A 23119-nucleotide genomic window follows, 5' to 3' on the forward strand; every position below is an offset into this window, starting at 1 on the left:
GCCCAACCGTGAGTAAGGAGACGCGCGACGCCAACAGTGAAGGACGTCCCTCCTACAAGGACACGCTCAACCTGCTGCAGACCAGCTTCGGCATGCGCGCCAATGCCGTGAAGCGGGAACCAGAACTGCAGTCGTTCTGGGCTGACAACGGGATCGATCTGAAGCTGGGCCTGCAGAACTCAGGACCGATCTTCACGCTGCACGACGGACCGCCTTACGCCAATGGCCCCCTGCATATGGGCCATGCCTTGAACAAGGTTCTCAAGGATGTGATCAATAAATACCAGATCCTGCGAGGACGCAGGGTTCGTTACATCCCTGGTTGGGACTGCCATGGCCTGCCGATCGAACTGAAGGTGCTGCAGTCGATGGATCCGGATCAGCGACAGGCGCTCACCCCGATCAAACTGCGCAAAAAAGCCGCCGCCTACGCCCGCAAGCAGGTGGACGGCCAGATGAAAGGATTTCAGCGCTGGGGGATCTGGGCCGACTGGCAAGAGCCTTACCTCACCTTGCAAAAGACCTACGAAGCCGCCCAGATCAGGGTCTTCGGCGAGATGGTGCTCAAAGGGCACATCTACAGGGGGCTCAAGCCGGTGCATTGGAGCCCCAGCTCGCAGACAGCGCTGGCGGAGGCAGAGCTCGAGTACCCCGATGGCCACACCAGCCCCAGCGTTTACGTCGCCTTCCCAGCGGTTGAACTGCCATCCGTGCTGCGCGACGCCCTCAGCACGGATGGCATCGCATTACCAGGTGATGCCGACGCACTCGGGAAGAGACTTCAGGTGGCGATCTGGACCACAACCCCCTGGACGCTTCCGGCCAACCTGGCGGTCTCCGTTAATGAACGCCTGGACTATGCACTCGTCGACGATGGCGAAGGGCGGCTGCTTGTGGTTGCCGCCGACCTGATCGACTCCCTCGCCAAAACCCTGGAGCGACCACTCGTCCGCAAAGCAACGGTGAAGGGAGCGCTGCTTTCCGGTCTGACCTACCGCCATCCCTTGCTGGATCGCACCAGCCCCGTTGTGATCGGCGGTGAATACATCACGACGGAATCGGGCACAGGCCTCGTGCACACGGCCCCGGGCCATGGAGTCGATGACTTTCACACAGGCCAGAAAAATGGCCTGCCTGTTCTGTGTCCTGTCGACGAAGCAGGCACGCTCACGGACGAGGCTGGACCCTTCGCAGGTCTCAACGTCCTGAAGGACGCCAACCCAGTGATCATCGAGGCACTCGAGAAGGCAGGGGCACTGCTGAAGCAGGAGGCCTACGGACACCGCTACCCCTATGACTGGCGCACGAAAAAGCCCACGATCTTCCGTGCCACCGAACAGTGGTTCGCCTCCGTTGACGGCTTCCGTCAGCAGGCCCTCGATGCCATCGATCAAGTCGAATGGACACCGGCTTCAGGTCGCAACCGCATCGAAGCGATGGTCAAGGAACGGGGCGACTGGTGCATCTCACGTCAGCGCACCTGGGGTGTGCCGATCCCCGTCTTCTACAGCCGCAGTGGAGGCAACGTTCTGCTCAACGCCGAGACCCTTGCTCACATCGAAGCGCTGATCGCCGAACACGGTGCCGACGTGTGGTGGGAAAAAGACGAAGCTGATCTGCTGCCGCCCGCCTATGCCGATCAGGCTGAGCAATGGCGCAAAGGCACCGACACCATGGATGTGTGGTTCGACTCCGGCTCCAGCTGGGCCGCAGTCTCCAGCCAGAAAGAGAGCCTTTGCTATCCCGCCGATCTGTACCTGGAGGGCTCCGACCAACATCGCGGCTGGTTCCAGAGCTCATTGCTGACATCGGTGGCCGTCAATGGTCATGCCCCCTACCAGCGAGTGCTCACCCACGGTTTCGCCTTGGACGAAAAAGGTCGCAAGATGAGTAAATCGCTGGGCAACGTTGTCGACCCGATGGTGATCATCGAGGGCGGCAAGAACCAGAAGCAGGAACCTGCCTACGGCGCTGATGTGCTTCGCCTGTGGGTGAGCTCGGTTGACTACTCCGCTGATGTGCCGATCGGTACCGGCATCCTTCGCCAGCTCGCTGACGTCTACCGCAAAGTGCGTAACACCAGCCGCTACTTGCTGGGCAACCTCCACGACTTCAATCCAGCCGAAGACGCCGTCCCTGTGGCGGAGCTGCCATTGCTGGACCGCTGGATGCTGCAACGCACTGCGGAGGTGATGGATGAGATCTCGGAAGCCTTCGAGAGCTATGAATTCTTCCGCTTCTTCCAACTCCTGCAGAACTTCTGCGTGACCGACCTTTCGAACTTTTATCTCGACATCGCCAAGGACAGGCTCTATGTGAGCGCAGCCACCGACCAACGACGACGCAGCTGTCAGACCGTGATGTCGCTGATCATCGAACGCCTGGCTGGTCTGATCGCTCCGGTGCTGTGCCACATGGCCGAGGACATCTGGCAGAACCTGCCCTATGAGGTGGAGGAGACATCGATTTTCCACCGTGGTTGGCCGTCGGTTCCAGCCGACTGGCGCGATCCCAGCCTCAGTGAACCGATTCAGCGGTTGCGCGAGCTGCGTGCTGCGGTGAACAGAGTTCTGGAGGACTGCCGAAGCCGACAGGAACTGGGGGCATCGTTGGAGGCAGCCGTCCGAATCGAAACGCGCAACCCAGAGCTGCAGTCAGCCCTCAACTGGTTGAACGAGAACGGCGATGCGGAGGCTGATGGTCTGCGCGACTGGCTGCTGGTCTCTCAGCTGCAATTAGGAGGAGAGCCCTGGGCCGAACTCCTGGCCGACCAGACAGACGACAGCGCGATCATCGAGGTGAGCAGAGCCCGTGGGATCAAATGCGAACGCTGTTGGCACTACGAGAGCGATGTCGGTCAGCACAGCCAGCATCCAACCCTGTGTGGGCGCTGTTGCAATGTTCTGAATCGTCGCTGATCACCAGCCGGCCTGAGCCAGCAGGTCTTCAGGATTCACAGGGCCGACAAGCCTGGTTTCGCCGGCGGGATCGAGCGGGCCCTGCAGTAATTCCGCCCAATCCAAACGCGTGCCATCGGGGAGAACCGAGGCATCTGGATCGAAGGCTGTTGGATGCGTCGTGCTGCTGCTGAAGCCACGAAAGATCAACAGTTCAAACGGCTCATCCAGAACAAACCCGTGCAACCTCACCACCCGGTCAGGGCTCAGACGCGTTCGCTCTTCCAGCTCCTGAACGAGGACAGTGGATTCCATGATCAGAAATCCCCAGCGACTCGTCCCTGCTTGGGAAGTCGTACCAGAGCCCACTGCAGCAGACCGACGACGTAAGCCACCAGAGCCACATAACCGATAAAGGCCGCCACGGCCATCGTCCACTCGCCACCGAAGACGAAGTCGAACACGCGCTCGGCGACTCGATGCAGCCCCTGGGGCGCCTCCAGCCACAGCCGGCAGGCATCGGTCTCGAGCTGACGGGTGCATCCCAGTGCCGAACCGGACATCACGGCGGCGAACAAGGCGAAGATTGTGAGGGCCCATCGCCAGACCCGCACCGTGAATGGCAGCGCGCGCCCCGGAGGGCTGTCGGCCAGCTCCTCATTGAGGTCAACCCAGAACCAGAGAGACGCAGCCATCAGCAGAGGCGCGAGAAATGCCGTGAAATAGCCGATCGGCCGCTGATCAGTGAGCAACAGCACGCTGATCGCCAGCAGGCTTGCCACTTTCCAGTAGATCCCGAGCAACCTCACCAAGGCAGGGTCGCGACGAAGCCCCGACCAGATCAGAAGCACAAGCGGAATGCCCAGAGCAATCGTCGCCCCCAGGCGATAGGTCAGCCACACCAGGGTGCGTGTTGTGAAATCGGACACCGGTCAGGGTCATCAGAGGGCCATTATCACGGTCATCCATCAGGTCGACAGGATTGGTAAGGTCCAAACCATGGTTCCGTTCAATCCTCTCGACTGGTTCCGGAGCCGCGGGCTGCAGGCTCAATGCCGACATGCCCTTTCCAGCAAGCCTTCTCTTGAAGATGCTGCAAGGGAAGTCACCAGTGCTCTGGGCTCGAATGAGGCCGATCTGGCCCTCGTGTTCATCTCGAGTCATTTCGCGAGCGATCTAACCCGCCTGCTGCCGCTGCTGCAAAAACGCCTCAATGCCAAACACTGGCTGGGGGGTCTTGGCGGTGGTGTCGTTGGCACCACAACCGCAGGCGAAGCTCATGAAGTGGAGCGCACACCAGCGCTCAGCATCAGTCTCCTCAACCTTCCTGGAGCTGAACTGAACAGCTTCAGTCTCGACAGCACCCAGCTGCCCGATCTTGATGGAGCAGCCCAGAACTGGCAGGACTGGGTGGGCGTGAACGCTGCCCACAGCCGTTCAATGCTGCTGCTGCTCGATCCCGGTTGTCATGCCATCAACGATTTAGTGAGCGGACTGGACTACGCCTACCCCGGCATCGCCAAAGTCGGAGGCATTGCCGTCGCTCACAATGCCGATCATGGTTCTCTGCTCTACGGAGATCAGGTTGTTGAGGGAGCGGTAGGACTCAGCATTGGTGGAACGTGGAGCCTGGATCCAGTGGTCGCCCAGGGGTGTCGTCCGATCGGACCGGTGTTCGCCATCGAACAGGCTCAACGCAACGTTCTGCTCGAACTGAGTGACGGCGACCGCCGAGCCAGTCCTGTGGCCTGCCTGCAGCGTGTCCTTGCCGATCTCAGCGCCGAGGACAGGGAACTGGTGCAGCACTCCCTGTTCCTGGGCGTGGAACGGGAGGAATTAATTGCTGACGCCATGCTGGCTGGACTGAATCAGGGCGGCGGCTCAGCGGATCAACCCGAAAGAGCTTTTCTGGTGCGCAATCTGATCGGCGTGGATCCCCGCAACGGCGCGGTTGCCGTTGCCGATCGCGTCCGTGCCGGTCAAAACGTGCAGTTCCAGCTGCGTGAAGCGCAAGCTTCACGACAGGAAGCCCGCCAGCTGTTGCAGACCAGACGCGATCAAGGCGGCGACGCCACACCGTTGATGGGACTCCTCTTCGCCTGTCTGGGCCGGGGCAACGGCTTGTTCGGCAGCCCCGATGGCGATGTGAGCATCGCTCGCGATGTCTTTCCGCAACTTCCGGTTGCCGGCAGCTTCTGCAACGGCGAAATCGGCCCACTCGGAGGCGCCACCCATCTGCATGGCTACACCGCCTGCTGGGGTCTGTTGCGCTGCGATCCTCCCGAGGGTGCAATCCGGTCCTGATGCGGCAACACGTCAATCCCCTCAGCCGCTTTTTTCAGCTGCCTCTGGAACTGCCCGGCCCCGAGCAGCTGTTTGACACAGCCAATCGACCCATTCATTTGGATATCGGCTGCGCCCGGGGCGTGTGTCTGCTGGAGCTGTCTGAACTGAAACCAGACTGGAATCATCTGGGTGTGGAAATCAGGCGTCCACTCGTGCTGGCAGCCCAGCGTGACCGCGACAAACTCCAGCGTCACAATCTCCACTACCTGTTCTGCAACGCCAACATCAGCCTGGAGGGCTGGCTTACAGAGCTGACGAGGGATCAATTACAGCTGGTGAGCATCCAGTTCCCGGATCCCTGGTTCAAGCGGCGACACCGCAAACGCCGGGTACTGCAGCCCTCGCTGCTGCTGGCCATCGCGGCGGCTCTCAGTCCCAGTCGCGAGCTGTTTCTGCAAAGCGATGTGCTGGAGGTGGTGGAACCGATGGTCACACTGGTCGAACTGAGCGGTTGCTTTGAGCGTCCCGACGAGGACGCTCGTCCCTGGCGCACCAACAACCCTCTACCGGTGCCGACCGAACGTGAACGCTACGTGCAGGAGCAGGGCCTTCCGGCCTACAGGGTGCTTTACCAGCGCAACGAACAGCCAATGCCAGAGCTAGAAGAACTGGAGATCGCTTGGCAACGGGTCGATAATCCCGCTGACGTTCCTCTCAATCACTGATGGCTGAGGCCGCGGCCCCGACCCCTTGGCTGCTGCGCTGGCAAGGACTGCTCCCAGGTTCAGCGGCACAGCAAAAGCGCCTGAGCGATCTGGCGGGGATCGTGCTGATCCTTCTGATGGCCGGACTTCCAGTTCTCACGCGCGCAGGTCTGGGCCTGATCGTGCTGGCCTGCGGAGCCCTCTGGGTGCTCTGGTCACTCACCAAGACTCCCGCTCGCATCGGCGCGATCAGTGGCTGGCTACTGCTGTTCCTGGCTGTGGCGGTGCTGGCCACAGGTGTTTCACCGGTACCGAGCGCAGCCACCAAAGGGCTGCTCAAGCTGATCAGCTACCTCGGGGTCTATGCCCTGATGCGCCAGCTACTGAGTGTCAGTCCTCAGTGGTGGGACCGCTTGGTGGCGGCGTTGCTGGGCGGATCTCTGCTGAGCAGCCTGGTGGCATTGCGCCAGCTGTATGCCCCAACGGAGGAGCTGGCTCGCTGGGCCGATCCCAACTCGGTGGCGGAGGGCACAATCCGCATCTACGGACCACTGGGCAATCCCAATCTCCTGGCGGGGTACCTGGTGCCAATTCTGCCCATCGCCATGGTGGCGATGATTCGCTGGCGTGGCTGGGGGTCCAGGCTTTACGCAGCCACAGCACTGGTCCTGGGCTGCGCTTCAACGCTGTTCAGCTACAGCCGCGGAGGCTGGCTCGGGATGGTGGCTTCGGTCGGAGTATTGCTCCTGCTGCTGCTGCTTCGATATATCCGCCACTGGCCAGCGTTCTGGCGACGATTTCTGCCGCTGGCCCTGCTGGTCGTCACTGGCGTGGTGCTCGCCGTTGCCGCCACACAGGTTGAACCGATCCGCACCAGAGTCGCCAGCCTGCTGGCCGGTCGAGGCGACAGTTCCAACAATTTCCGGATCAACGTCTGGCTGGCAGCGATCGACATGATCCAGGACCGTCCTTGGTTGGGCATCGGCCCGGGGAATGCAGCTTTTAACAGCGTTTACCCCCTTTACCAGCAACCGAAATTCAATGCCCTCAGTGCTTACTCCGTGCCCCTTGAAATCCTGGTTGAGACCGGCATCCCTGGCCTGATCGCCTGCCTGGGGCTTGGCTTTGCAAGCCTTCGCAACGGCTGGCGGGCCCTAACTGCAGGCTCAGAACTTGCGCTTCCCTGCCTGGGCTGCCTGGCGGCCATCGCTGGTCTGCTGATCCAGGGTGCCGCCGACACCATCTTCTTCCGCCCTGAAGTGCAGATCAGCGGCTGGTTGTGTCTGGCCACCCTGAGCCAGATGCGAGGAGAACCTTGAACAAGCGACTTCCCATCCTGGCTGGATTTGATGCCGGACAAACTCACTGCCGTTGCCGGTTGAGTGTTTGGGAGGACGGTCAGCTACGAACGGTCGGCGATGGTTCAGGGCCTGGAGTCAGCCATCTGGACACAGCTGACGGCGAAGAGCGCTTTCGTTCTGCCATCCGCTTGAGCCTCAACGGAGCCCGACTCGACTGGATGCAGCGATTCGGTCTCGATGCCGACGAGGCAGAACCGATCATGGCTGCGGCCATTGGAGCCAGCGGCATTGAGACTGGGCCTCTGCAGGAGAGGGGCGGAGCGCTGCTCGCGTCGGAACTTCAACTGCCCAAAGCACGCTGTCTGGCAACCGGAGACGAACGCACCGCCTTGCGAGGCGCATTCCCTGATCAGGCGGGCATTGTGCTGATCAGCGGCACCGGAATGATCGTGGTTGGCCGTGACGCCAACGGGCGCGAGCATCGTTGCGGTGGCTGGGGCTGGCGTCTGGATGGCGCAGGCTCCGCCTTCGATATCGGCCACGAAGCGCTTCAACTCAGCGTGAGGATGGCTGATGGCCGTGCTCCTGATCGGACCCTGCGCCATCGGCTCTGGGATGCGCTGAGCTGTCGCAGCGCCGCCGACCTCAAAGCACTCGTGGTCAGCCCAGACCATGGGGTCGCCGACCAAGCGAGGCTGGCCCCACTGGTCGACGAAGCAGCCGCAGAAGGAGATGACGCTGCGCGGGCAATCCTGCAGAGGTCTGCCTCCGCACTCGCTGCGGCAGCAGCTGCCACAGCGAAGGAACTCGATCTGAACACACCATCACTGGCAGCACGCGGCGGAGCACTGGAGCACTTGCCGGAGTTCCGCCAACTCGTCAATCAAACAGTGTTCTCCCTACTGCCAGGGAGCAACTGGCAATCATCACCAGGAGACTCCTGTGATGGTGCGCTGGCCTGCGCGATGGATCGTTCCGCTCTTAAGCCGCATTGAGGTGGCGGTCGGCCGCTTCAGCCAGCCGACCAGTCCAGAGGTCCACCACATCGGCTTCGGCCGCTTCCACCATCACCCGCAGAAGAGGCTCGGTACCGCTTGCGCGCACCAGCACCCTGCCGTCTTCGGCCATCGAGCGTTCTGCTTCGTCGACCAGCTCTCGCAGAGGAGCGCACTCGGCCCAACCCTTGCGACGGGCGAGATCTGTCACCCTGACATTCACCAACTTCTGCGGATAGGCCTGGAAGCTGCGATCCAGCCAGTCCGCAAGCGTCATCTGCTGGCCATGGCAAAGGGTGGCGAGCTGAAGCGCTGTGAGAACCCCATCACCGGCGAGTCCATGGGCGGAAGAGAGGATGTGGCCGGACTGTTCCCCGCCCAGAGCGGCACCACTGCTCACCATGGCCGCGTGCACATGCTGATCGCCGACAGGAGTCCGCTCCAGCTGACCACCTCTGGCCTGCCAGGCCCGCTCAAATCCGAGGTTGGACATCACCGTGGCCACCAGGCGCTGATCAGGCAGAGCACCGCTGTCCTGGAGCACAGACCCCCAGAGGTAAAGCACATGGTCACCATCAACCACGCGACCACGACCATCCACGGCAAGCATCCGATCGGCATCACCGTCGAAGGCGAAGCCCATCGCTGCACCGCGTTCGATCACCGCCTCGCGCAGCGGTCCGAGATGGGTGGATCCACAGCCCACATTGATGCGTTCACCGTCGGCGGTGCCATGCAGAACGGTGAGGTCGGCCCCAAGTGAGCGAAAGACCTCTGCACCGCAGGCGGTTGCTGAACCCCAGCACAGATCGAGCACGATCCGTACCCCATCCAGACGTTGGTGCTGAACGCTGCTCAGCAGACTGTCGCGATAGTGCTGCAGCAGTTCAGCGCGGTGGCTTGCAGCGCCACAACCGCTCATCAGCCCAGCAGCATCAGCCTCTCCGCGCAGACCGGATTCAATGCGGCGCTGCAACTCGGAGCCCAGCTTGCTGCCGTCTGGCCCAAACACCTTGATGCCGTTGTCTTCAGGCGGGTTGTGACTTGCCGAAACCATCAGCCCGCCTGATGCCTGAAAGCGACGGATCAGACCGGGAACCGCCGGTGTGGGGCAAAGGCCAAGAGTCCAGACCTCACGACCTGCGGCAGTCAGACCTGCAGTCAGAGCGGCCACAACCATCGAACCGCTGCATCGGGAATCCATCCCGATCAGAACGGGACCATCCGGCGGCAAGACGTGCCCACACCAGAAACCCACCTGCAAAGCCAGAGCGGGTGTGATCGCCGTACCGACACGACCCCGTAAACCATCAGTCCCGAAACTGACCTCGGGGGACTGAAGTGAACCGAGCGGATGGGCGGCGGAAGAGGCCATGAGGTCTCATTTGTGGACTGAACCATAAGAGCCCTGAGACAGCCGATCACTGAACCAGTGACAGGGCCACAGCCGCACGATGCCGATCAGTTCCATCGCTGAGGCACAAGCAGAAGAGCTGCCAGTTCCAGCAGAGCCCATAAACCCACCAGCAGCACCACCCAGCCAGGCAACCACTGCAAGGGCCAGAGCCAGCGCAGGCCCCAAACCACAACAGCCAGCCCTGAGGCCACAACCAGGCGCAGGCGTTGGCTCTGGCCAGGTCGCGGTTGCCGACGCTGAGCAACCATCCGGTTCGATCCTGCTGGGCACAGAATGCCAGCAGTTTCCAGCCACGGCTTGAACATTCGAGAGACTCGCGGACCGCTGCTTCTCGGCGGCACCACGCTTCTGACTGTTCTGGCGATCCTGGGTGGCCGCGCCCTATTGCGCAATCAGCACACACCGATCACGCCGGAGCTGAATGATGCGCAGCTCTGGAGGCACTACCGCTGGTCCGCGAACCCTGAACAGCGACGCGAAGCCGCCCTGATGCTGGGCAGCCGCAGCGGCGATTCTCCGCAAAGGCGCAGGCACCTCCTGACCGGCCAGGGCTGGGGGCCAGCTCCAATCGCGGCAGTGGCCATCAAGCAACAAGCTCTGGCGGCAAAGTCACTGGGCCGTGACCAGGAGGAGCAACAACACTGGCGGGATCTGCTCCGACGTTTCCCGACGTCAACGGCCAGTGCCGATGCCCGCTACCACCTTGCTGCTCAACAACCGCAACTGAAGCAGGAGCTGCTCAGACTTCAACCGGCCCATCCAGCCGCTCTGGCGGCCGCCGCCGAACTACCGGACGCCGCCGACCAGGCCTTGGTGCAATCCAGTGCCCTGCATCTGGCCCGCTGGGGAGCCACCTGGCCTGGAGCGGAGCAGCTGCTTCGCAAGGCCTGTGGCGCCATCACAGGGGTAGGACTTGAGCAGCAGCAGCGTCTGCAACTGGCAGCGGCACTGGCTGAACTTGGCGATGGCCAGTCCGCTGAACTTTGCCTGCAGGGAACACCCCTGGCAGCGGCTCAGGCGCTGACGATCGGGCGCGCACTGCTTCGAGGCAACAAGGATCAACAGCAACGCGGTGAAGCGATGTTGCTGCAGCTGGCCAAGGATCATCCGGACAGCCAGGAGGCGCTGAAGTCCGCAGCGCTGCTGAGTGAGCCTTTGCTTCCGAAACAGGCCCTGATCAAAGCTTTGCCTGAGTCTCTCCAGAAGCGATCGCCCGATGTGGCCGCAGCCAGGGTCCGTCTGGCAGGGGGCGATGGAGGACTGGTGGTGCTGCAACGTTGGCCAGGCCATCCAGCCAGCTGGCAACTGCAGTGGGACCTCGCTCGCGAAGCCCTGCTCACAGATCAATGGGAACTGGCAAGGTCATGGCTGACTGCGATCCCAGCGGAACAACTGCCTGACCCCCTGCGTGCGCGCCAGCAATTCTGGCTGGGGATGAGCATGGACAAGCTCGGAGATCGCAAAGCTGGCCAGCAGATCTGGCAGTCGCTGACCCGTCAGCAGCCACCCGGTTATTACACCTGGCGAGCTCAGGCCAGGCTGGGATCTGGACATCTGCCGGCTCTCTCAGGCAACAAGGTCCTGACTGCCACAGAGGCTGAACGCCTGAACTCGGGTCAAAGCTGGAGCCCTCTCAACAGCGGCAGTCCCTTGGTTGACCAGCTCTGGCGCCTTGAGATGAATCAAGAAGCCTGGGAAACCTGGCGCAGCGAAGTCAGCAACGCCACTCCATCCCCTCAACAGCTCTTACTTGAGGGACGACTGCGGCTGGGGGTGAATGACCACTGGACCGGTCTCAGCCGACTTTGGCGATCCAGTCTGAGACTGGTGTCCCCAGCCTGCGAGACACGTCAGCAGCTGCACAACAGCCTTCACCCCCGACCGCTCCTGCCCTTGTTCCTGGCGGCTTCAGAGCGAGAAGAGGTGCGATTGGAGCTGCTTCTGGCTGTTGCGCGCCAGGAATCTCGGTTCTCCCCCGGGGTGGCTTCACCCGTCGGTGCTGTGGGACTGTTGCAGCTGATGCCGACCACTGCGGCCGAAGTGGCGGGCGAAAAGCTCAGTGCCGCTGAGCTGCGCGAGCCAGAGCGCAATGCAGTTCTCGGGGCTCGCTACTTACGAGGCCTCCTGGACCAATGGCAGGGCAATCCCTGGCTGACGGTGGCCAGTTACAACGCTGGGCCTGGGGCGGCGGAATCTTGGATTAGTGATGAACTCGTTGAGGAACCTGAGCTGTGGGTCGAACGCATTCCATACCCTGAAACCCGTCTCTACACCAAGAAGGTGCTCGGTCATTTCTGGGCGTACCTGAACAACAGTTCAGAGACCGATGCCAGCACTGATCGCTGCACCCAGTGAACTCGGGGGATTGGGCAGATCATGGCCGATCCAGATGCCTCCGATCACGATCACTGCAAGCCAGAACGCCATCAGCTGCGGAGGTGGAACCACTTTGATGCGACTGAGGTCGAGGCGTGCCAGCAGTGTGGCGGACCCCAGAATCAACACATCCGACAACAAGCTCAGACTGAGAACGTAAAGCCCCACAGTGATCAACAGGGTGAGCGTGACCACCAGGCTGAGCACGCGACTCGACGCCATCAGCATTGAAAGCTGACGGAGCAGCAGGTCGGGCATGGTGCAGATCACCACCACCACGACCGCCTGAATCATCTCCAGAGCCCAGAACGTACCCACCGAAATCGAATGAGCCTGTGCCAGCCAAGCCTCCTGGATCGCCCAGTGATGGCCCAGGAACAGCGAGACCACGAACAGAACGATCAGCAGCGGAGCCCGAAGCGGTAACAGGAGAAAACGCAAGACGGGCATCGGCTTGGAGGCAGATTCGCGGCGGACAAACGTCGATCAACGACGCGATCATCTGCGGTCAGACGCTAGCAACAGCAAGCGGTTTGTCCTGTCAGAGTGGGGGCATTGATGTCAGTCCGCGATGACCGACAGCGCTTCAAGCTCCAGCCTCAGCACACTGCAGAAAGTTTTACTGCTGGTCTCAGCCCTTGTCCTGGCTGTCAGCCTTTTCCTGGTGCGCAACGGCGGTTCAATTGAATCGCCACTTGATCAGCTCGCCAGACGCTCATTGTCGCCAGAAGTTGCACTCAGCAACGGCCGGCCCACCATCCTCGAGTTTTATGCCGACTGGTGTGAGGTCTGCCGCGAAATGGCTCCAGCAATGCTGGAGGTTGAACAAAGCCACAGTGCTGGCCTGGATGTGGTTCTGGTCAACATCGACAATCCGCGCTGGCTCGACCTGACCGATCGCTACGACGTCACTGGAATCCCGCAGCTGAACCTGTTCTCCGCAGACGGCACAATGCGAGGCCGCTCGCTCGGAGCACGCAGTGAAACCGAGCTGAATTCGATCGCCAATGCCTTGATCGACGGCAGCCCACTTCCAGCTCTCGCCGGAGTGGGCAGCACGAGTGCTCTGCCTGAGACCGCCTCGGCGGATTCCACCGGTCCAAGAAGCCACGCCTAAATCCGGTCGATGCTGACCGGAGAGGCGATGATCGACCGAACATCCCGTACCCGAAACCCCAAAACCTCATGGATTCCCGCTTCCGGGTCGAATTGATCGCCGCCACGCCCAATCCTCAACAGAGCGTGTACGCAGGCATGCACCAGGATTACAGCGAAGGGTTCGTGGTGATGGAACGCGACCAGTGGCCGGACGAAACGAGGGCTGGAGAAATTTGCATCAAGCGGTTGCTGGGTGGCATGAAGGGTCATTACGGCCCACTGGAACATGCTCAGATCGTGTTGAACGTTGGCTGGTTTCCCCACTCGGTGATGCAGCAGGCGCGAACGCACCGAGTGGGCGTGAGCTTTGATGTGCAATCGATGCGATACACCGGCGAGCGCATCTGCAGAGCTGCTGAAGGGGAACTCGATCTCGAGGAAGTCTTTTACCTGCGTCCGGTTGGGGAGTACCGAGACCGACTGGGCAAGAAATACACCTACGTCAATGAGCAACGGCTCATCGATCTGAAACTCTGCCAACAAGCTGCGGAGCGCTATCGCGATCTATTGCGCGACGGCTTTTCCGAGGAGCATGCCCGTGGAATTCTCCCGTTCGACTACCGACAGCACTTTGTTGTCAGCTTCAGTCTGCGAGCCTTTCTTCACTTCCTGGACCTGCGTTCCAAACTCGACGCGCAACAGGAAATCAGGGAACTTTGTGACCTGATGTGGCCCCATCTTCAGAGCTGGGCACCTGAGTTTGCTGACTGGTACGAAAAAAACCGCCTGCACAAGGCGCGCCTTGCGCCCTGAATCGGAGCAGGATCGCAAACTGCCAACTTCAACCGGCCCGACTTCAACCTTGGCGATTTAAGTCTTAGCGATTTAAACCTTGGCCAGTGTCACCCGCTCGGGTTGATGCTGGTATTTGCCCTGCCGATCGCTGTAAGTGGTGTCGCAGGGATCGCCTTCAAAAAACAACAACTGGCAGATGCCTTCATTGGCATAGATGCGACAGTCAGCTCCTGAACTGTTACTGAATTCAAGGGTGAGATGCCCCTCCCAGCTGGCTTCAGCCGGTGTGGTGTTCACAATGATTCCCAGCCGCGCATAGGTGCTCTTTCCGAGACAGATCACGGTGATGTTCGGTGGGACTTTCATCTTCTCAAGAGCCACACCCAGGCCGTAGGAATGAGCCGGAAGGATGAAATAGTCACCATCGTCGTCATGGTGAAGTTCGGTTGGTTCAAGATTTCCAGGGTTGAACCGCTTGGGGTTCATCACGGTTCCAGGAACATGCTTGAAGATCAGAAATTCCTGAGGCGACAGACGCAGGTCGTAGCCGTATGAGGAACAACCGAAGCTGAGCACAGGTGTCAGCTTCTGCTCAGGATCGAGATGCCGAACCAACCCTTTCTGGAAGGGTTCGAGCATGCCAGCGGCAGCCTGTTCCGTGATCCAACGGTCATTTTTGAGCATCAGAAACCCCTGCGCAGTTCCGTCACTTGGTCGGCCAGACCCATAAGAGAGTCCGGAATCGACGGTCCTGTGATGATCACATCCATGGAACCAGGACGTGCATCCAGGCTGTCACGCACCTCAGCTTCGTTGAGGTAGCCAAGAGCAATGGCCAAGCCAAGTTCATCCAGCACCAACTGATCAAGACCACCGGTAGCCAGGTGGCGGCGACAGATCTGCCAGACGGCTTGGACAGCATCCACGGTTGCGGGGTCGGCCGAACTGGCCTGATCCGAAAGACATCCCATCACCGCAGGCCGCATCCAGACCATGCGATCGCAGAGCGTGATCGCCGCATCAGGCCCCTGAGCAACGCCACCTTTGAGGAACTGCATCACTGCAACACGACTGCCAAGCCCAGCAGAACGCAAGGCCTGACTCAACACGGTGCCGAAACTTCCTCGATAAGGGGCGGTATGCACCTGCAACTGCCCTTCAGGGGACACAAGATGCAGGGGCTGCTGGGGCTGGAGCGAGGGCAGGGGATGCAAACCCGCACGGTTCAGAGCCTGATGATCGGCACCGCTCTGCTGGCGGGGTCGATGGCTTGGGCTCAGGCTGGCGGTCATCACGGTCGCGTCCATCGTGACTGGAATCGAGTCGATCCAGCGGAACTTGAATCTAGCGGCGAAAGCGCAAATCACAATCCCTTTGACACCATCCCTGGTGTCTCTACGCCAACTGGCAGGCTCAAGATCCCGATCCGGTTCCCCCATGAGCGAGACCCAGCGCAACGATGGCCGTCAACCCGCCGACCTCAGGGCCTTCTCAATCGACTGGGATCCCATGGGCTTCGCTCTGAGCTCCGTCATCGTGCGCACCGGACGCACCACCGTGCTCTGCAGCGTCTGCCAGGAAGACGGCGTCCCGCGCTGGCGACGGGATCAGGGCCTGGGGTGGCTCAGCGCTGAATATCGCCTGCTGCCGGGATCCACCCCTGATCGCCAGCGCAGGGAACTGATGAAACTGTCAGGACGCACCCAGGAGATCCAGCGCCTGATCGGCCGCAGCCTTCGCGCGGCAATCGATATGAAGGCATTGGGTGAAAACACCCTGCTGATCGACTGCGATGTGATTCAGGCGGATGCGGGAACGCGGACTGCGGCGATTACAGGGGCATGGCTCGCTCTGCAAAAAGCCTGCGAGCGGCTGCTGGCACAAGATCGCGTCAGCACCAATCCGGTCATCAACCAGGTGGCGGCTGTCTCTGTTGGATTGATCGAGGGGCATGCTCTGCTGGACTTGGACTACAGCGAAGACAGTCGAGCCGATGTCGATCTCAATGTGGTGATGAACAACTCCGGAGATCTATTGGAGTTGCAAGGCACTGCCGAAGGTGCACCATTCAGTCGCCAGCAGCTCAACAGGCTGCTGGACCTTGCTGAACCAGGGTTGAAGCAGCTCATGGCTGCACAGCTGGATGCCCTGCATGAGAACTGAGCCAGGAGAACCGTGTTCGTTGCTACAGGGTGACCGCGCATCGCTCCTTAACTTCCCCGCATTGATGCGTTGGTCATGGCCGAAGTGATGCGCGGCTTTAGTCGGACTGCTCCCCAGCCTGGGCGATCCGCAGAAACAAGCCTCACCAATGCGCCCAACCCCGCCAGCCGCACCCTGCTGGAAGTGATCCGTGATCTGGAAGGTGCCAGCACCGAAATGGTGGAACGGAACAAGACCATTTTTTTTCCAGGAGACCCGGCCGAACGCGTTTATCTGATACGACGAGGAGCCGTCCGTTTATCGAGGGTGTATGAGTCCGGGGAAGAGATCACCGTTGCCCTGCTGAGAGAAAACAGCCTGTTTGGCGTTCTCTCACTCCTCACCGGCCATCGCTCCGATCGGTTTTATCACTCCGTGGCATTCACCAGAGTGGAAATGGTCACAGCCCCGGCGAGCTCCGTTCGCCAGGCGATCGAAGCGAACACCAGCGTGGGATTGCTTTTACTTCAAGGTCTCTCCAGCCGGATTCTGCAGACGGAGACGATGATTGAGACCCTCACGCACCGGGATATGTCCTCCCGTTTGGTGAGTTTTCTGCTTGTTCTCTGCAGGGACTTCGGGATGCCTGGCCCCCAGGGCATCACCATTGACCTGCGCTTGTCTCATCAGGCGATCGCTGAAGCGATCGGATCGACGCGTGTCACGATCACGCGACTGCTTGGCGATCTACGCAATTCAGGCCTGGTCGAAATTGACCGCAAGAAGATCACTGTTTTGGACCCGATTGCACTGGCCAAACGTTTCAGTTAACCCCGCGACAGGTGAAGATGGGCAGCAATTCAGCGGCCTGCCGCATGTTTGACCCTCCGTGACCGGCTGGCTTCTGCTGCTGTCCCTGCTGATCCTCGGGGGGGTGCTTTCCACCCTTGGTGATCGACTGGGTTCGAGGGTCGGCAAAGCCCGGCTGAGCCTTTTCGGTCTTCGGCCGCGTCAAACCGCAGTGGTGATCACTGTGCTCACGGGGAGCCTGATCAGTGCCTTGTCGCTCGGGCTGATGCTGCTGGTGAGCCGTCAGCTGCGCGTTGGTCTGTTTGAACTCAATGACCTCGAAGCCCGTCTACGCAGCAGCCGCTCAGATCTGAAGGGAAGCCGCAAGGCTCAGCGACAGGCCCGGCAGCAACTCGCAGAAGCTCGGGCCGATGAAATCAAAGCCAGAAAGATCCTGGCTGACGCGCAGGCACGGGCAGCTGAGCTGCGCAGCACACTTCAACCCCTTCAGGAGCAGACGCGCCGACTGGAGGCAGAACGGCGGAGACTCAGCCAGGACGTGCGCAACCGCGATGCGGAAATCCAACGCACGGATGATGAACTTCGGGCGGTGCGTCAGCGCATCAGCTCAGGTGAAGCGGAGCTCCAGCAACTGGAAAAGAACCTGCTAGCGCTGCGGCGGGGAGATGTGGCCATCAGCAGTGGTCAGCCGCTGGCCACTGTCACGCTCAAGCTCGATCGTCCTGATCAAGCCCGACAAGTGATTGACCAGGTGCTTCGGGAAGCCAATCTGCAGGCTTTTCAGAAAGTTCTGCCTGGACAGGCTCCTGATCGTCAGATCATCCTCGTGCCCCGCCAGGACATTGAAAGGCTGGAACAAGCCATCCGAAAGCCTGGCACCTGGGTGGTGCTACTGCGCTCGGCGGCCAATGTGCTGCGAGGCGAGAACGTGGTTTACGCCTTCCCGGATGTGCGTCCCAATGTGGCCATCACCATGGAGGGAGAAGTTCTGGCCAAAGCCACTGTTGCCGGGCAGGACACCAATCCAGAAGCGGTGCGAAACCGCATCAACCTGCTGCTGGCATCCACACTGGCGGAGGTGCGCCGAAGAGGCTCCCTGAGCCAAGGCCTTCAATTTGATGCCAACGCCGTCAACACGCTCGCCCGGGAGCTGACCGAGCGCAGCGGTGGACGGGTTGAACTCGAGGCCGTTGCGGTGCGGCGCAGTGAAACCGCCGATCCCATTGCCATCAAGCTGCGTCCAAGCCGCCCACTGCGCCCAACATCAACGCTCCAGGACGACAGTCCATGAGCCGGATCGTCTCGGTTGACCCAGGGCGCAACAAGTGCGGCCTGGTCCTGGTCGATTGCACCAGAGACTGCGTCATCGAAGGGGACGTTGTGGCAACTGAAGCGGTGCTGGACACCCTGCAGTGCTGGAGGCAGGACGCACCGATTGAATTCTTGGTGCTGGGGAATGGCACCGCCAGCAACAGCTTGAGACACCAGCTCCCTGAGGATCTTCCAGTCAAAGTGGTGGACGAGCGCGGCACCACACTGCAGGCACGCAAGCGCTATTGGCAGCTGTGGCCCCCACGGGGATGGCGGCGATTGATTCCCCAGGGCCTGCTGCTGCCCCCCAGCGAACTGGATGCCGTTGCAGCCCTGGTGATTCTTGAATCAGAGCTCGGCCGCAAGATCCTGTGGCCTGGACCCGCGCCTCTCAGAAACGGGCCCGCACTGTGAAGCTGTAGTCACCACCGGCTTCCAACCTGTAGTCGGATTTCACAAGGAAGCGAAGCAGGGCGTCCTGGATCAAGGCTCTACCCAGGGAGGGTTCCACACTCAGCTCACCCCGATCAAACAACCAGTGAAAGGTCCAGGTGAATCCACCCGCCTGGACCTCTCCCTGCAGACACTTGTCTCGAAAGCTGTGCTGGTGCACCCGAAGATGAGCCGTCGTGACAGGCAGGCGTGCCATCAGGCCGGATCGCCATCAAGGTCAGGCACCAGATTCACAGAATTGATGGCGTTCCCTGCCCGATCCAGGCCTTGTCGCTGAATGTGCTCGAGGCCGGACAACACTTCCCTCAGCACGTCTTGGAGCAATGGTTCCTCAGCCCGATTGAACTGACCGAGAACATGGGACACCGTGCGGGCACGACGCTCCTCGGGATTGCGACCAGGAGCACCGATGCCAATGCGAAGGCGGGCGAACTCCTGAGTGCCGAGATGCTGAATGGTGCTTTTCAAGCCGTTATGTCCACCGGCACCACCGCGCGCACGCAGTCGCAACCGTCCCAGCGGCAAGTCCATGTCATCAACGAGCACGATCAGCTGATGAATCCCGAGATCAAACCAATCCAGTGCTGCGCGGATCGAACGACCACTGTCATTCATGTAGGTCTGCGGCATCAGCAGCCTGAGTCGAGCACTACCGGAGCCGACATCAGCGAGATCACCCTGAAGCTTTGACATCGGCTTGAAACGTCCACCCTCACGAGTGGTCAGCAACTCAAGAGCCATGAATCCGACGTTGTGCCGTGTCGATGCATATTTTTCACCGGGATTGCCCAGTCCGACCACCAGACGGAGGTCACCACTCTCAATCACCGGTCAGTCCTCAGAAGCCTTTGGCGATGACGCTGAATCTGAAGGCGAGGAGGGTGGAAGTTCCTCCGGATCAGCCATCGCTTTACTGATTTCGCGCTCGAATTCTTTGGAGGCTGTCTGAAAACCTTTGAGCGTTTTGCCAAGCGTCCGGCCAAATTCAGGCAGACGCTTTGGTCCGAACACCAGAAGCGCGACGGCTCCGATGACGGCCATCTCAGGGAGTCCGATGCCGAAGATGTTCATGGAAGGTGATGAGCGGACCGAATCAGGCGCCGCCGTTCCAGTTCACGTTGATTCCTTCAAGGATCAAGGACTGGTTGTAGAGCTGAAGAATGACCAGCAGGAAAACCAGAAACAGCACCATGAAGATGCCCATGACAGGGGTGGTTCCCCATCCGGGGACAACCTTGCCGTACTCGGAGTTGAGGGGACGGAGCAGATCGCCCAATCGAGTGCGTTGTGCCATAGCGGCCCTGAGGTCTCGGGTGAAGTTCAGTTCCGATACTGTAAGGGCCCCGACCCTGAAGAGGGTCGATCCTGTCGAGAGATGTGATGGAAAGTTCCTCCCCGGCACTGTCGGTGTCGATTGCCGTGCTGACCGCCTTGTTCGGACTCACCGGTTTTGGTGTCTACACCGCCTTTGGTCCGCCATCGAAACAGCTGGATGATCCCTTCGATGACCATGACGACTGAGGGGCCAGGCGCAGCTCCTGCAACGCTCCAGGTTTGATTGTCGTGGACTGTTGTCCATTCTCAATCAACCAGCCCTGGTGGCCGGGCGACCAGCTCACCCTTGCACTGCCCGGATTCAGCAGCTGAACGAGAACGGCACGTTTGACAGCATCAGCTGACTGATCCGATCGGATTGAAACCGGTACCAGTTGCTTCGGCAGAGCAGGGAACCCAAGCCAGCGATCAGAGAATTCGATCGGTCCCAGCCAGCCAGGTTCACGAAAGCGAATCGCCGCCTGCGCAAGGCCGTCGCGATACCAGCCGCTTGAAACAGGCATCAGGGCCAGGCGATGGCGATGCAGTCGCTGATCCGCTGATGGATCAGGCCAGGTTGGCCCGCGCAGCAAGGAGACTCCCAGATGATGCGGGCCGGCATCAACTCCCTGAGGACCGTCAAGCAAGATGCCAAGTCCACCACCAGGAGCTGCTTCCTGACTGGCCAACCAGGAGATCACAGGAACCTCCCAACGAGCATGCTCACAGGGCGTCAAGGCGACAGCGGGTCGTTCGATCACACCGCCGCTGGCGTCCGCAGCCCAGCGCACCGCTGGTTGGGCAAGGGGGCAGACCATGCGAAGCAGTTCATGGGTCTGACGCCAGTCGATGGTGACTTGCAGTTCAACGGAGGGACTGTCGGCTCGCAGCAGCACATCCATGCGCAAAACACTGCTCTCGATCGAGCTGCGCAGCACGACCCTGGCCACCAGCGGGCCCTGCTCCACCAGCTCCAGCTGCCACTCAGCAGGCATCGGCAGGGGATGCTGCGGGTAATCCGCCGCCAGATCCCAGGCATCCCAGAACTCACCCCGGTCGCGGTAGCGCCTGAACTGCACTGGTTCCGAGAGCTGATCAACACCCTGCTCGTCCTGCAGGCGGGTCAGTCCCCTGTGGTCCAGCTCAATCGTGAGCAGAGCGTTGCAGAGGCGCAAGCTCTGCTCGGCGCTGACCTCAACCCGAACCGGATTCCGCACAACAGGAGCAGCTGCCGTCACCTTGGATGCACCTTGATGGCACTCAAGAGGCAGTGCCATTACCCCCTGGGCCTCCGGCAACTGCACCCACAGATCCCCACCTGGAGCCACTTGTGACGGCAGGTTGTTGCCCTCACACGACCACCGACCGCGCGGCAGCCGCACCAGTGGAGACCAGCGCTGCAGTGGCTGCAGCCCGCACCATGCCCAGTGTTGACAACCCATGGCAGGCGCTGATTCCGCGGGAGGCACACGACTGAGCAACTGATGGAGACCGGCAGTCTTCAGCACTGCTGCACGTCGGCGGGCAGCTCGCCACTGGGGCTCCGCCTGATCAAACACTTCAGGGATTGAGGTTCCAGGAAGAATGTCGTGGAACTGCTGAAACAGCAGCACCTGCCAGTCCCGCCGCTGCGTGGGCTCAGCCCCAAGGGCCTCCACCAGATCAGCCTCCCGCAGCAACCGCTCCAGGGTGCGGTTGTGTCGTTTCTGATCCGGGCGAGACGTGGCACAGCCCCGGTGCAGTTCCAGGTACAGCTCATCCTTCCAGACGGGTAACGCTGACCTGAGCGGCTCAAGCTGCTTCAGATACTCACGCACCGTGCCTGATCGACGTGGGGCGGCCTGTGGATGGTCTTGCCAGAGCTGCATCTCTTCCAGCATTTCCCTGGTCGGCCCACCGCCGTGATCACCAACCCCGGGCAACCACAGTGCCTGGTCGACTCCTGTGTTGGCCTGGAAGCGCTGCTGTTCTTGCTGCATGGCCATTGGATCGGCATCCGTACCGATGCCTGGCAACATCAAGGCCAGCAGCTCCGCACCGCAGCGACCTCGCCAGCGAAACAGGCGGTGCGGGAAGACGTTGGTGGCATTCCACGCCAGCTTGTGTGTGCAGAACCAGCGAACGCCGGTGGCGTGGGCAACGGCCGGCAGCCCTGACGCAAATCCGAAACTGTCCGGCAACCAGGCCAAGTCATGTCGCCACTCAGGGAACAATCTCTGACTGGTCTCCTGACCCAATGAAAACTGCCGCCAGAGCGAGGCCGTGCTCACCAGAACACAGTCGGTTTCAACCCAGGGGCCGTTGATGGGCTCCCAACGCCCCAGACGACTGGCCTGCTGAATGCGTGCAAACAGCGCAGGACGGTGGCGCTCCATCCACTCATACAGAGCCGGGGTCGAGTGGGCGAAATGCAGCTCCGGGCGGAGCTCCATCAAGTGCAAAGCGGAGTGGAAGGTGCGTTCCGCCGCCTGCCAGGTGTCAGCAACAGGCCACAACCAGGCCAGATCCAGATGCGCATGACCCACCCAGTGCAGCCCACCGGTGGCATGAGCCTGCCCTGAGAGGTGTTGATCAACCTGAGCCACCGCCTCAGTGGACAGCGGATCGCAATCAAGCCATGCCTCAGGCAGCGACTCTGCCTTGATGCCTGAGAGGTCAAGGGCCTGAGGCAGTAAACATCCCTGGGGATCAACAGCAGGCACAGAGGGCTCTCGAACCAGATCACTGGTGATCAGTGCGCCATCGTCATGACAAGGACTGCGCAGCTCCAGAAGCAACCTCAGGCCCGCTCCCCGCCTCCAGTGCACCGGCAGCTTCCAGCGGCAGCGGGTGTCGAACAGGTCCCCTTCATGCACGAGAACCCCGTCCACCCAGAGACGCACCTGGTCTGCCCACCAGCTGAGAACAAGCCTTTCAAGGCTGTCTTCGCAGTGCTGCCAGTGCTTTGGCCAGGTGATGGTCTGCTCAATTCGCAACCAGACACCACCTCTTGGCCAGATCAACAGGCCACGCTTCGCCCAGTCAGGACGATGCTGAGCTCCCCAAGGCTCTTCAAGGACGGAATGCCTGCGGAAATCACCGCATCGATGCCAAAAAGGGAGCAGATCGAGGCGGCTGCGACTTCGAAACGTTTCAATCCACGCCAATCGTCGGGGCTGTAGAGGGGGCTGCATCGTGAACTCACAACCTTGACCCATAAGATGATGGCGCTATCCCAGAC

The 23119-nt window shown here is 60.9% G+C and carries 25 protein-coding genes; 13 read left to right on the top strand and 12 right to left on the bottom strand.

The annotated features are described in order from the left end of the window. Positions 1-8 precede the first annotated feature (8 nt). Positions 9-2918, top strand: coding sequence for an isoleucine--tRNA ligase (ileS, locus tag AC6EI9_RS08615; RefSeq protein WP_498467385.1), 2910 nt, complete (start codon positions 9-11; stop codon positions 2916-2918). On the opposite strand, the gene AC6EI9_RS08620 is transcribed toward ileS, so the two are convergent. Further along, complete coding sequence (locus AC6EI9_RS08620) at positions 2919-3212, bottom strand: DUF7734 family protein (RefSeq protein ID WP_498467386.1); 294 nt, start codon at positions 3210-3212, stop codon at positions 2919-2921. Positions 3213-3214: 2 nt separating this feature from the next. Further along, positions 3215-3826, bottom strand: coding sequence for a DUF3177 family protein (locus AC6EI9_RS08625; RefSeq protein ID WP_498467387.1), 612 nt, complete (start codon positions 3824-3826; stop codon positions 3215-3217). A 70-nt stretch (positions 3827-3896) separates the two neighbouring features. Here AC6EI9_RS08625 and AC6EI9_RS08630 point away from each other — a divergent pair, with 70 nt between their 5' ends. From AC6EI9_RS08630 to AC6EI9_RS08645, 4 genes are read left to right on the top strand one after another with little or no spacing between them, the layout of a single operon-like run. Beyond that, positions 3897-5201: an FIST signal transduction protein gene (locus tag AC6EI9_RS08630; protein WP_498467389.1), complete on the top strand. Its 1305-nt coding sequence runs from the start codon at positions 3897-3899 to the stop codon at positions 5199-5201. After that, entirely contained in the window at positions 5201-5908 is a 708-nt protein-coding gene (gene trmB, locus AC6EI9_RS08635) for a tRNA (guanosine(46)-N7)-methyltransferase TrmB (protein WP_498467391.1), read from the top strand. Before AC6EI9_RS08630 ends, trmB begins: the two co-directional genes overlap by 1 nt. Then, complete coding sequence (locus tag AC6EI9_RS08640) at positions 5908-7206, top strand: IctB family putative bicarbonate transporter (protein ID WP_498467393.1); 1299 nt, start codon at positions 5908-5910, stop codon at positions 7204-7206. Before trmB ends, AC6EI9_RS08640 begins: the two co-directional genes overlap by 1 nt. Next, positions 7203-8183, top strand: a complete 981-nt coding sequence (locus AC6EI9_RS08645) for a BadF/BadG/BcrA/BcrD ATPase family protein (protein WP_498467394.1) — start codon at positions 7203-7205, stop codon at positions 8181-8183. Before AC6EI9_RS08640 ends, AC6EI9_RS08645 begins: the two co-directional genes overlap by 4 nt. On the opposite strand, the gene glmM is transcribed toward AC6EI9_RS08645, so the two are convergent. Then, positions 8170-9558, bottom strand: a complete 1389-nt coding sequence (gene glmM / locus AC6EI9_RS08650; RefSeq protein WP_498467396.1) for a phosphoglucosamine mutase — start codon at positions 9556-9558, stop codon at positions 8170-8172. The two genes, AC6EI9_RS08645 and glmM, sit on opposite strands and share 14 nt — an antisense overlap. An 86-nt stretch (positions 9559-9644) precedes the next feature. Next, a complete protein-coding gene (locus AC6EI9_RS08655; protein ID WP_498467398.1) occupies positions 9645-9848 on the bottom strand; it encodes a hypothetical protein in 204 nt (67 codons plus the stop codon). A 25-nt stretch (positions 9849-9873) separates the two neighbouring features. Here AC6EI9_RS08655 and AC6EI9_RS08660 point away from each other — a divergent pair, with 25 nt between their 5' ends. Next, positions 9874-11955, top strand: coding sequence for a lytic transglycosylase domain-containing protein (locus AC6EI9_RS08660; RefSeq protein WP_498467400.1), 2082 nt, complete (start codon positions 9874-9876; stop codon positions 11953-11955). Here the strand turns inward: AC6EI9_RS08660 and AC6EI9_RS08665 are convergent. Then, entirely contained in the window at positions 11917-12426 is a 510-nt protein-coding gene (locus AC6EI9_RS08665; RefSeq protein WP_498467402.1) for a hypothetical protein, read from the bottom strand. The genes AC6EI9_RS08660 and AC6EI9_RS08665 overlap by 39 nt on opposite strands. 121 nt (positions 12427-12547) lie before the next feature. On the opposite strand from AC6EI9_RS08665, the gene AC6EI9_RS08670 reads away from it, so the two are divergent. After that, on the top strand, positions 12548-13093 hold the full coding sequence (locus AC6EI9_RS08670) for a thioredoxin domain-containing protein (protein ID WP_498467404.1): 546 nt from the start codon (positions 12548-12550) through the stop codon (positions 13091-13093). A 68-nt stretch (positions 13094-13161) separates the two neighbouring features. Then, a complete protein-coding gene (gene thyX, locus AC6EI9_RS08675) occupies positions 13162-13887 on the top strand; it encodes an FAD-dependent thymidylate synthase (protein ID WP_498467406.1) in 726 nt (241 codons plus the stop codon). A 72-nt stretch (positions 13888-13959) separates the two neighbouring features. Here the strand turns inward: thyX and dcd are convergent, their stop codons facing one another. Together dcd and AC6EI9_RS08685 are read right to left on the bottom strand one after the other, a co-directional pair. Next, positions 13960-14553 carry a dCTP deaminase gene (gene dcd / locus AC6EI9_RS08680; RefSeq protein WP_498467408.1) on the bottom strand — a complete coding sequence of 198 codons (594 nt, stop codon included), beginning with the start codon at positions 14551-14553 and terminating at the stop codon, positions 13960-13962. Next, entirely contained in the window at positions 14553-15161 is a 609-nt protein-coding gene (locus AC6EI9_RS08685) for a cob(I)yrinic acid a,c-diamide adenosyltransferase (protein WP_498469990.1), read from the bottom strand. The genes dcd and AC6EI9_RS08685 overlap by 1 nt, the downstream gene beginning before the upstream one ends. Positions 15162-15306: 145 nt before the next feature. On the opposite strand from AC6EI9_RS08685, the gene rph reads away from it, so the two are divergent. The 4 genes from rph (at position 15307) to AC6EI9_RS08705 (ending at position 18546) form a co-directional block, all read left to right on the top strand. Next, a complete protein-coding gene (rph, locus tag AC6EI9_RS08690; RefSeq protein WP_498467410.1) occupies positions 15307-16032 on the top strand; it encodes a ribonuclease PH in 726 nt (241 codons plus the stop codon). Between the two features lie 75 nt (positions 16033-16107). Next, positions 16108-16842 (top strand): global nitrogen regulator NtcA, encoded by a 735-nt coding sequence (gene ntcA / locus AC6EI9_RS08695; protein ID WP_067098506.1) that lies wholly within the window; start codon positions 16108-16110, stop codon positions 16840-16842. A 58-nt stretch (positions 16843-16900) separates the two neighbouring features. Beyond that, positions 16901-18112 carry a DUF3084 family protein gene (locus AC6EI9_RS08700; RefSeq protein WP_498467412.1) on the top strand — a complete coding sequence of 404 codons (1212 nt, stop codon included), beginning with the start codon at positions 16901-16903 and terminating at the stop codon, positions 18110-18112. Continuing rightward, entirely contained in the window at positions 18109-18546 is a 438-nt protein-coding gene (locus AC6EI9_RS08705) for a RuvC family protein (RefSeq protein WP_498467413.1), read from the top strand. Before AC6EI9_RS08700 ends, AC6EI9_RS08705 begins: the two co-directional genes overlap by 4 nt. Here the strand turns inward: AC6EI9_RS08705 and AC6EI9_RS08710 are convergent. The 4 genes from AC6EI9_RS08710 to psbH are packed head-to-tail and all read right to left on the bottom strand — an operon-like array spanning position 18524 to position 19879. Continuing rightward, on the bottom strand, positions 18524-18781 hold the full coding sequence (locus AC6EI9_RS08710; protein ID WP_114993496.1) for a DUF3146 family protein: 258 nt from the start codon (positions 18779-18781) through the stop codon (positions 18524-18526). The genes AC6EI9_RS08705 and AC6EI9_RS08710 overlap by 23 nt on opposite strands. Next, positions 18781-19410, bottom strand: a complete 630-nt coding sequence (pth, locus tag AC6EI9_RS08715) for an aminoacyl-tRNA hydrolase (protein ID WP_498469991.1) — start codon at positions 19408-19410, stop codon at positions 18781-18783. The genes AC6EI9_RS08710 and pth overlap by 1 nt, the downstream gene beginning before the upstream one ends. A 6-nt stretch (positions 19411-19416) precedes the next feature. Then, complete coding sequence (locus AC6EI9_RS08720) at positions 19417-19656, bottom strand: TatA/E family twin arginine-targeting protein translocase (protein ID WP_498467414.1); 240 nt, start codon at positions 19654-19656, stop codon at positions 19417-19419. 22 nt (positions 19657-19678) lie between these two features. Then, entirely contained in the window at positions 19679-19879 is a 201-nt protein-coding gene (gene psbH, locus AC6EI9_RS08725; protein WP_066904734.1) for a photosystem II reaction center phosphoprotein PsbH, read from the bottom strand. An 86-nt stretch (positions 19880-19965) separates the two neighbouring features. On the opposite strand from psbH, the gene psbN reads away from it, so the two are divergent. After that, on the top strand, positions 19966-20106 hold the full coding sequence (gene psbN, locus AC6EI9_RS08730) for a photosystem II reaction center protein PsbN (RefSeq protein WP_498467415.1): 141 nt from the start codon (positions 19966-19968) through the stop codon (positions 20104-20106). Here psbN and AC6EI9_RS08735 read toward each other — a convergent pair. Then, the gene (locus AC6EI9_RS08735) at positions 20043-23072 is read right to left on the bottom strand and encodes an alpha-mannosidase (RefSeq protein ID WP_498467416.1); all 3030 of its coding nucleotides are present in this window, start codon (positions 23070-23072) and stop codon (positions 20043-20045) included. The genes psbN and AC6EI9_RS08735 overlap by 64 nt on opposite strands. Positions 23073-23119: the final 47 nt, after the last annotated feature.

Source organism: Synechococcus sp. MIT2312 (genome assembly GCF_059772315.1).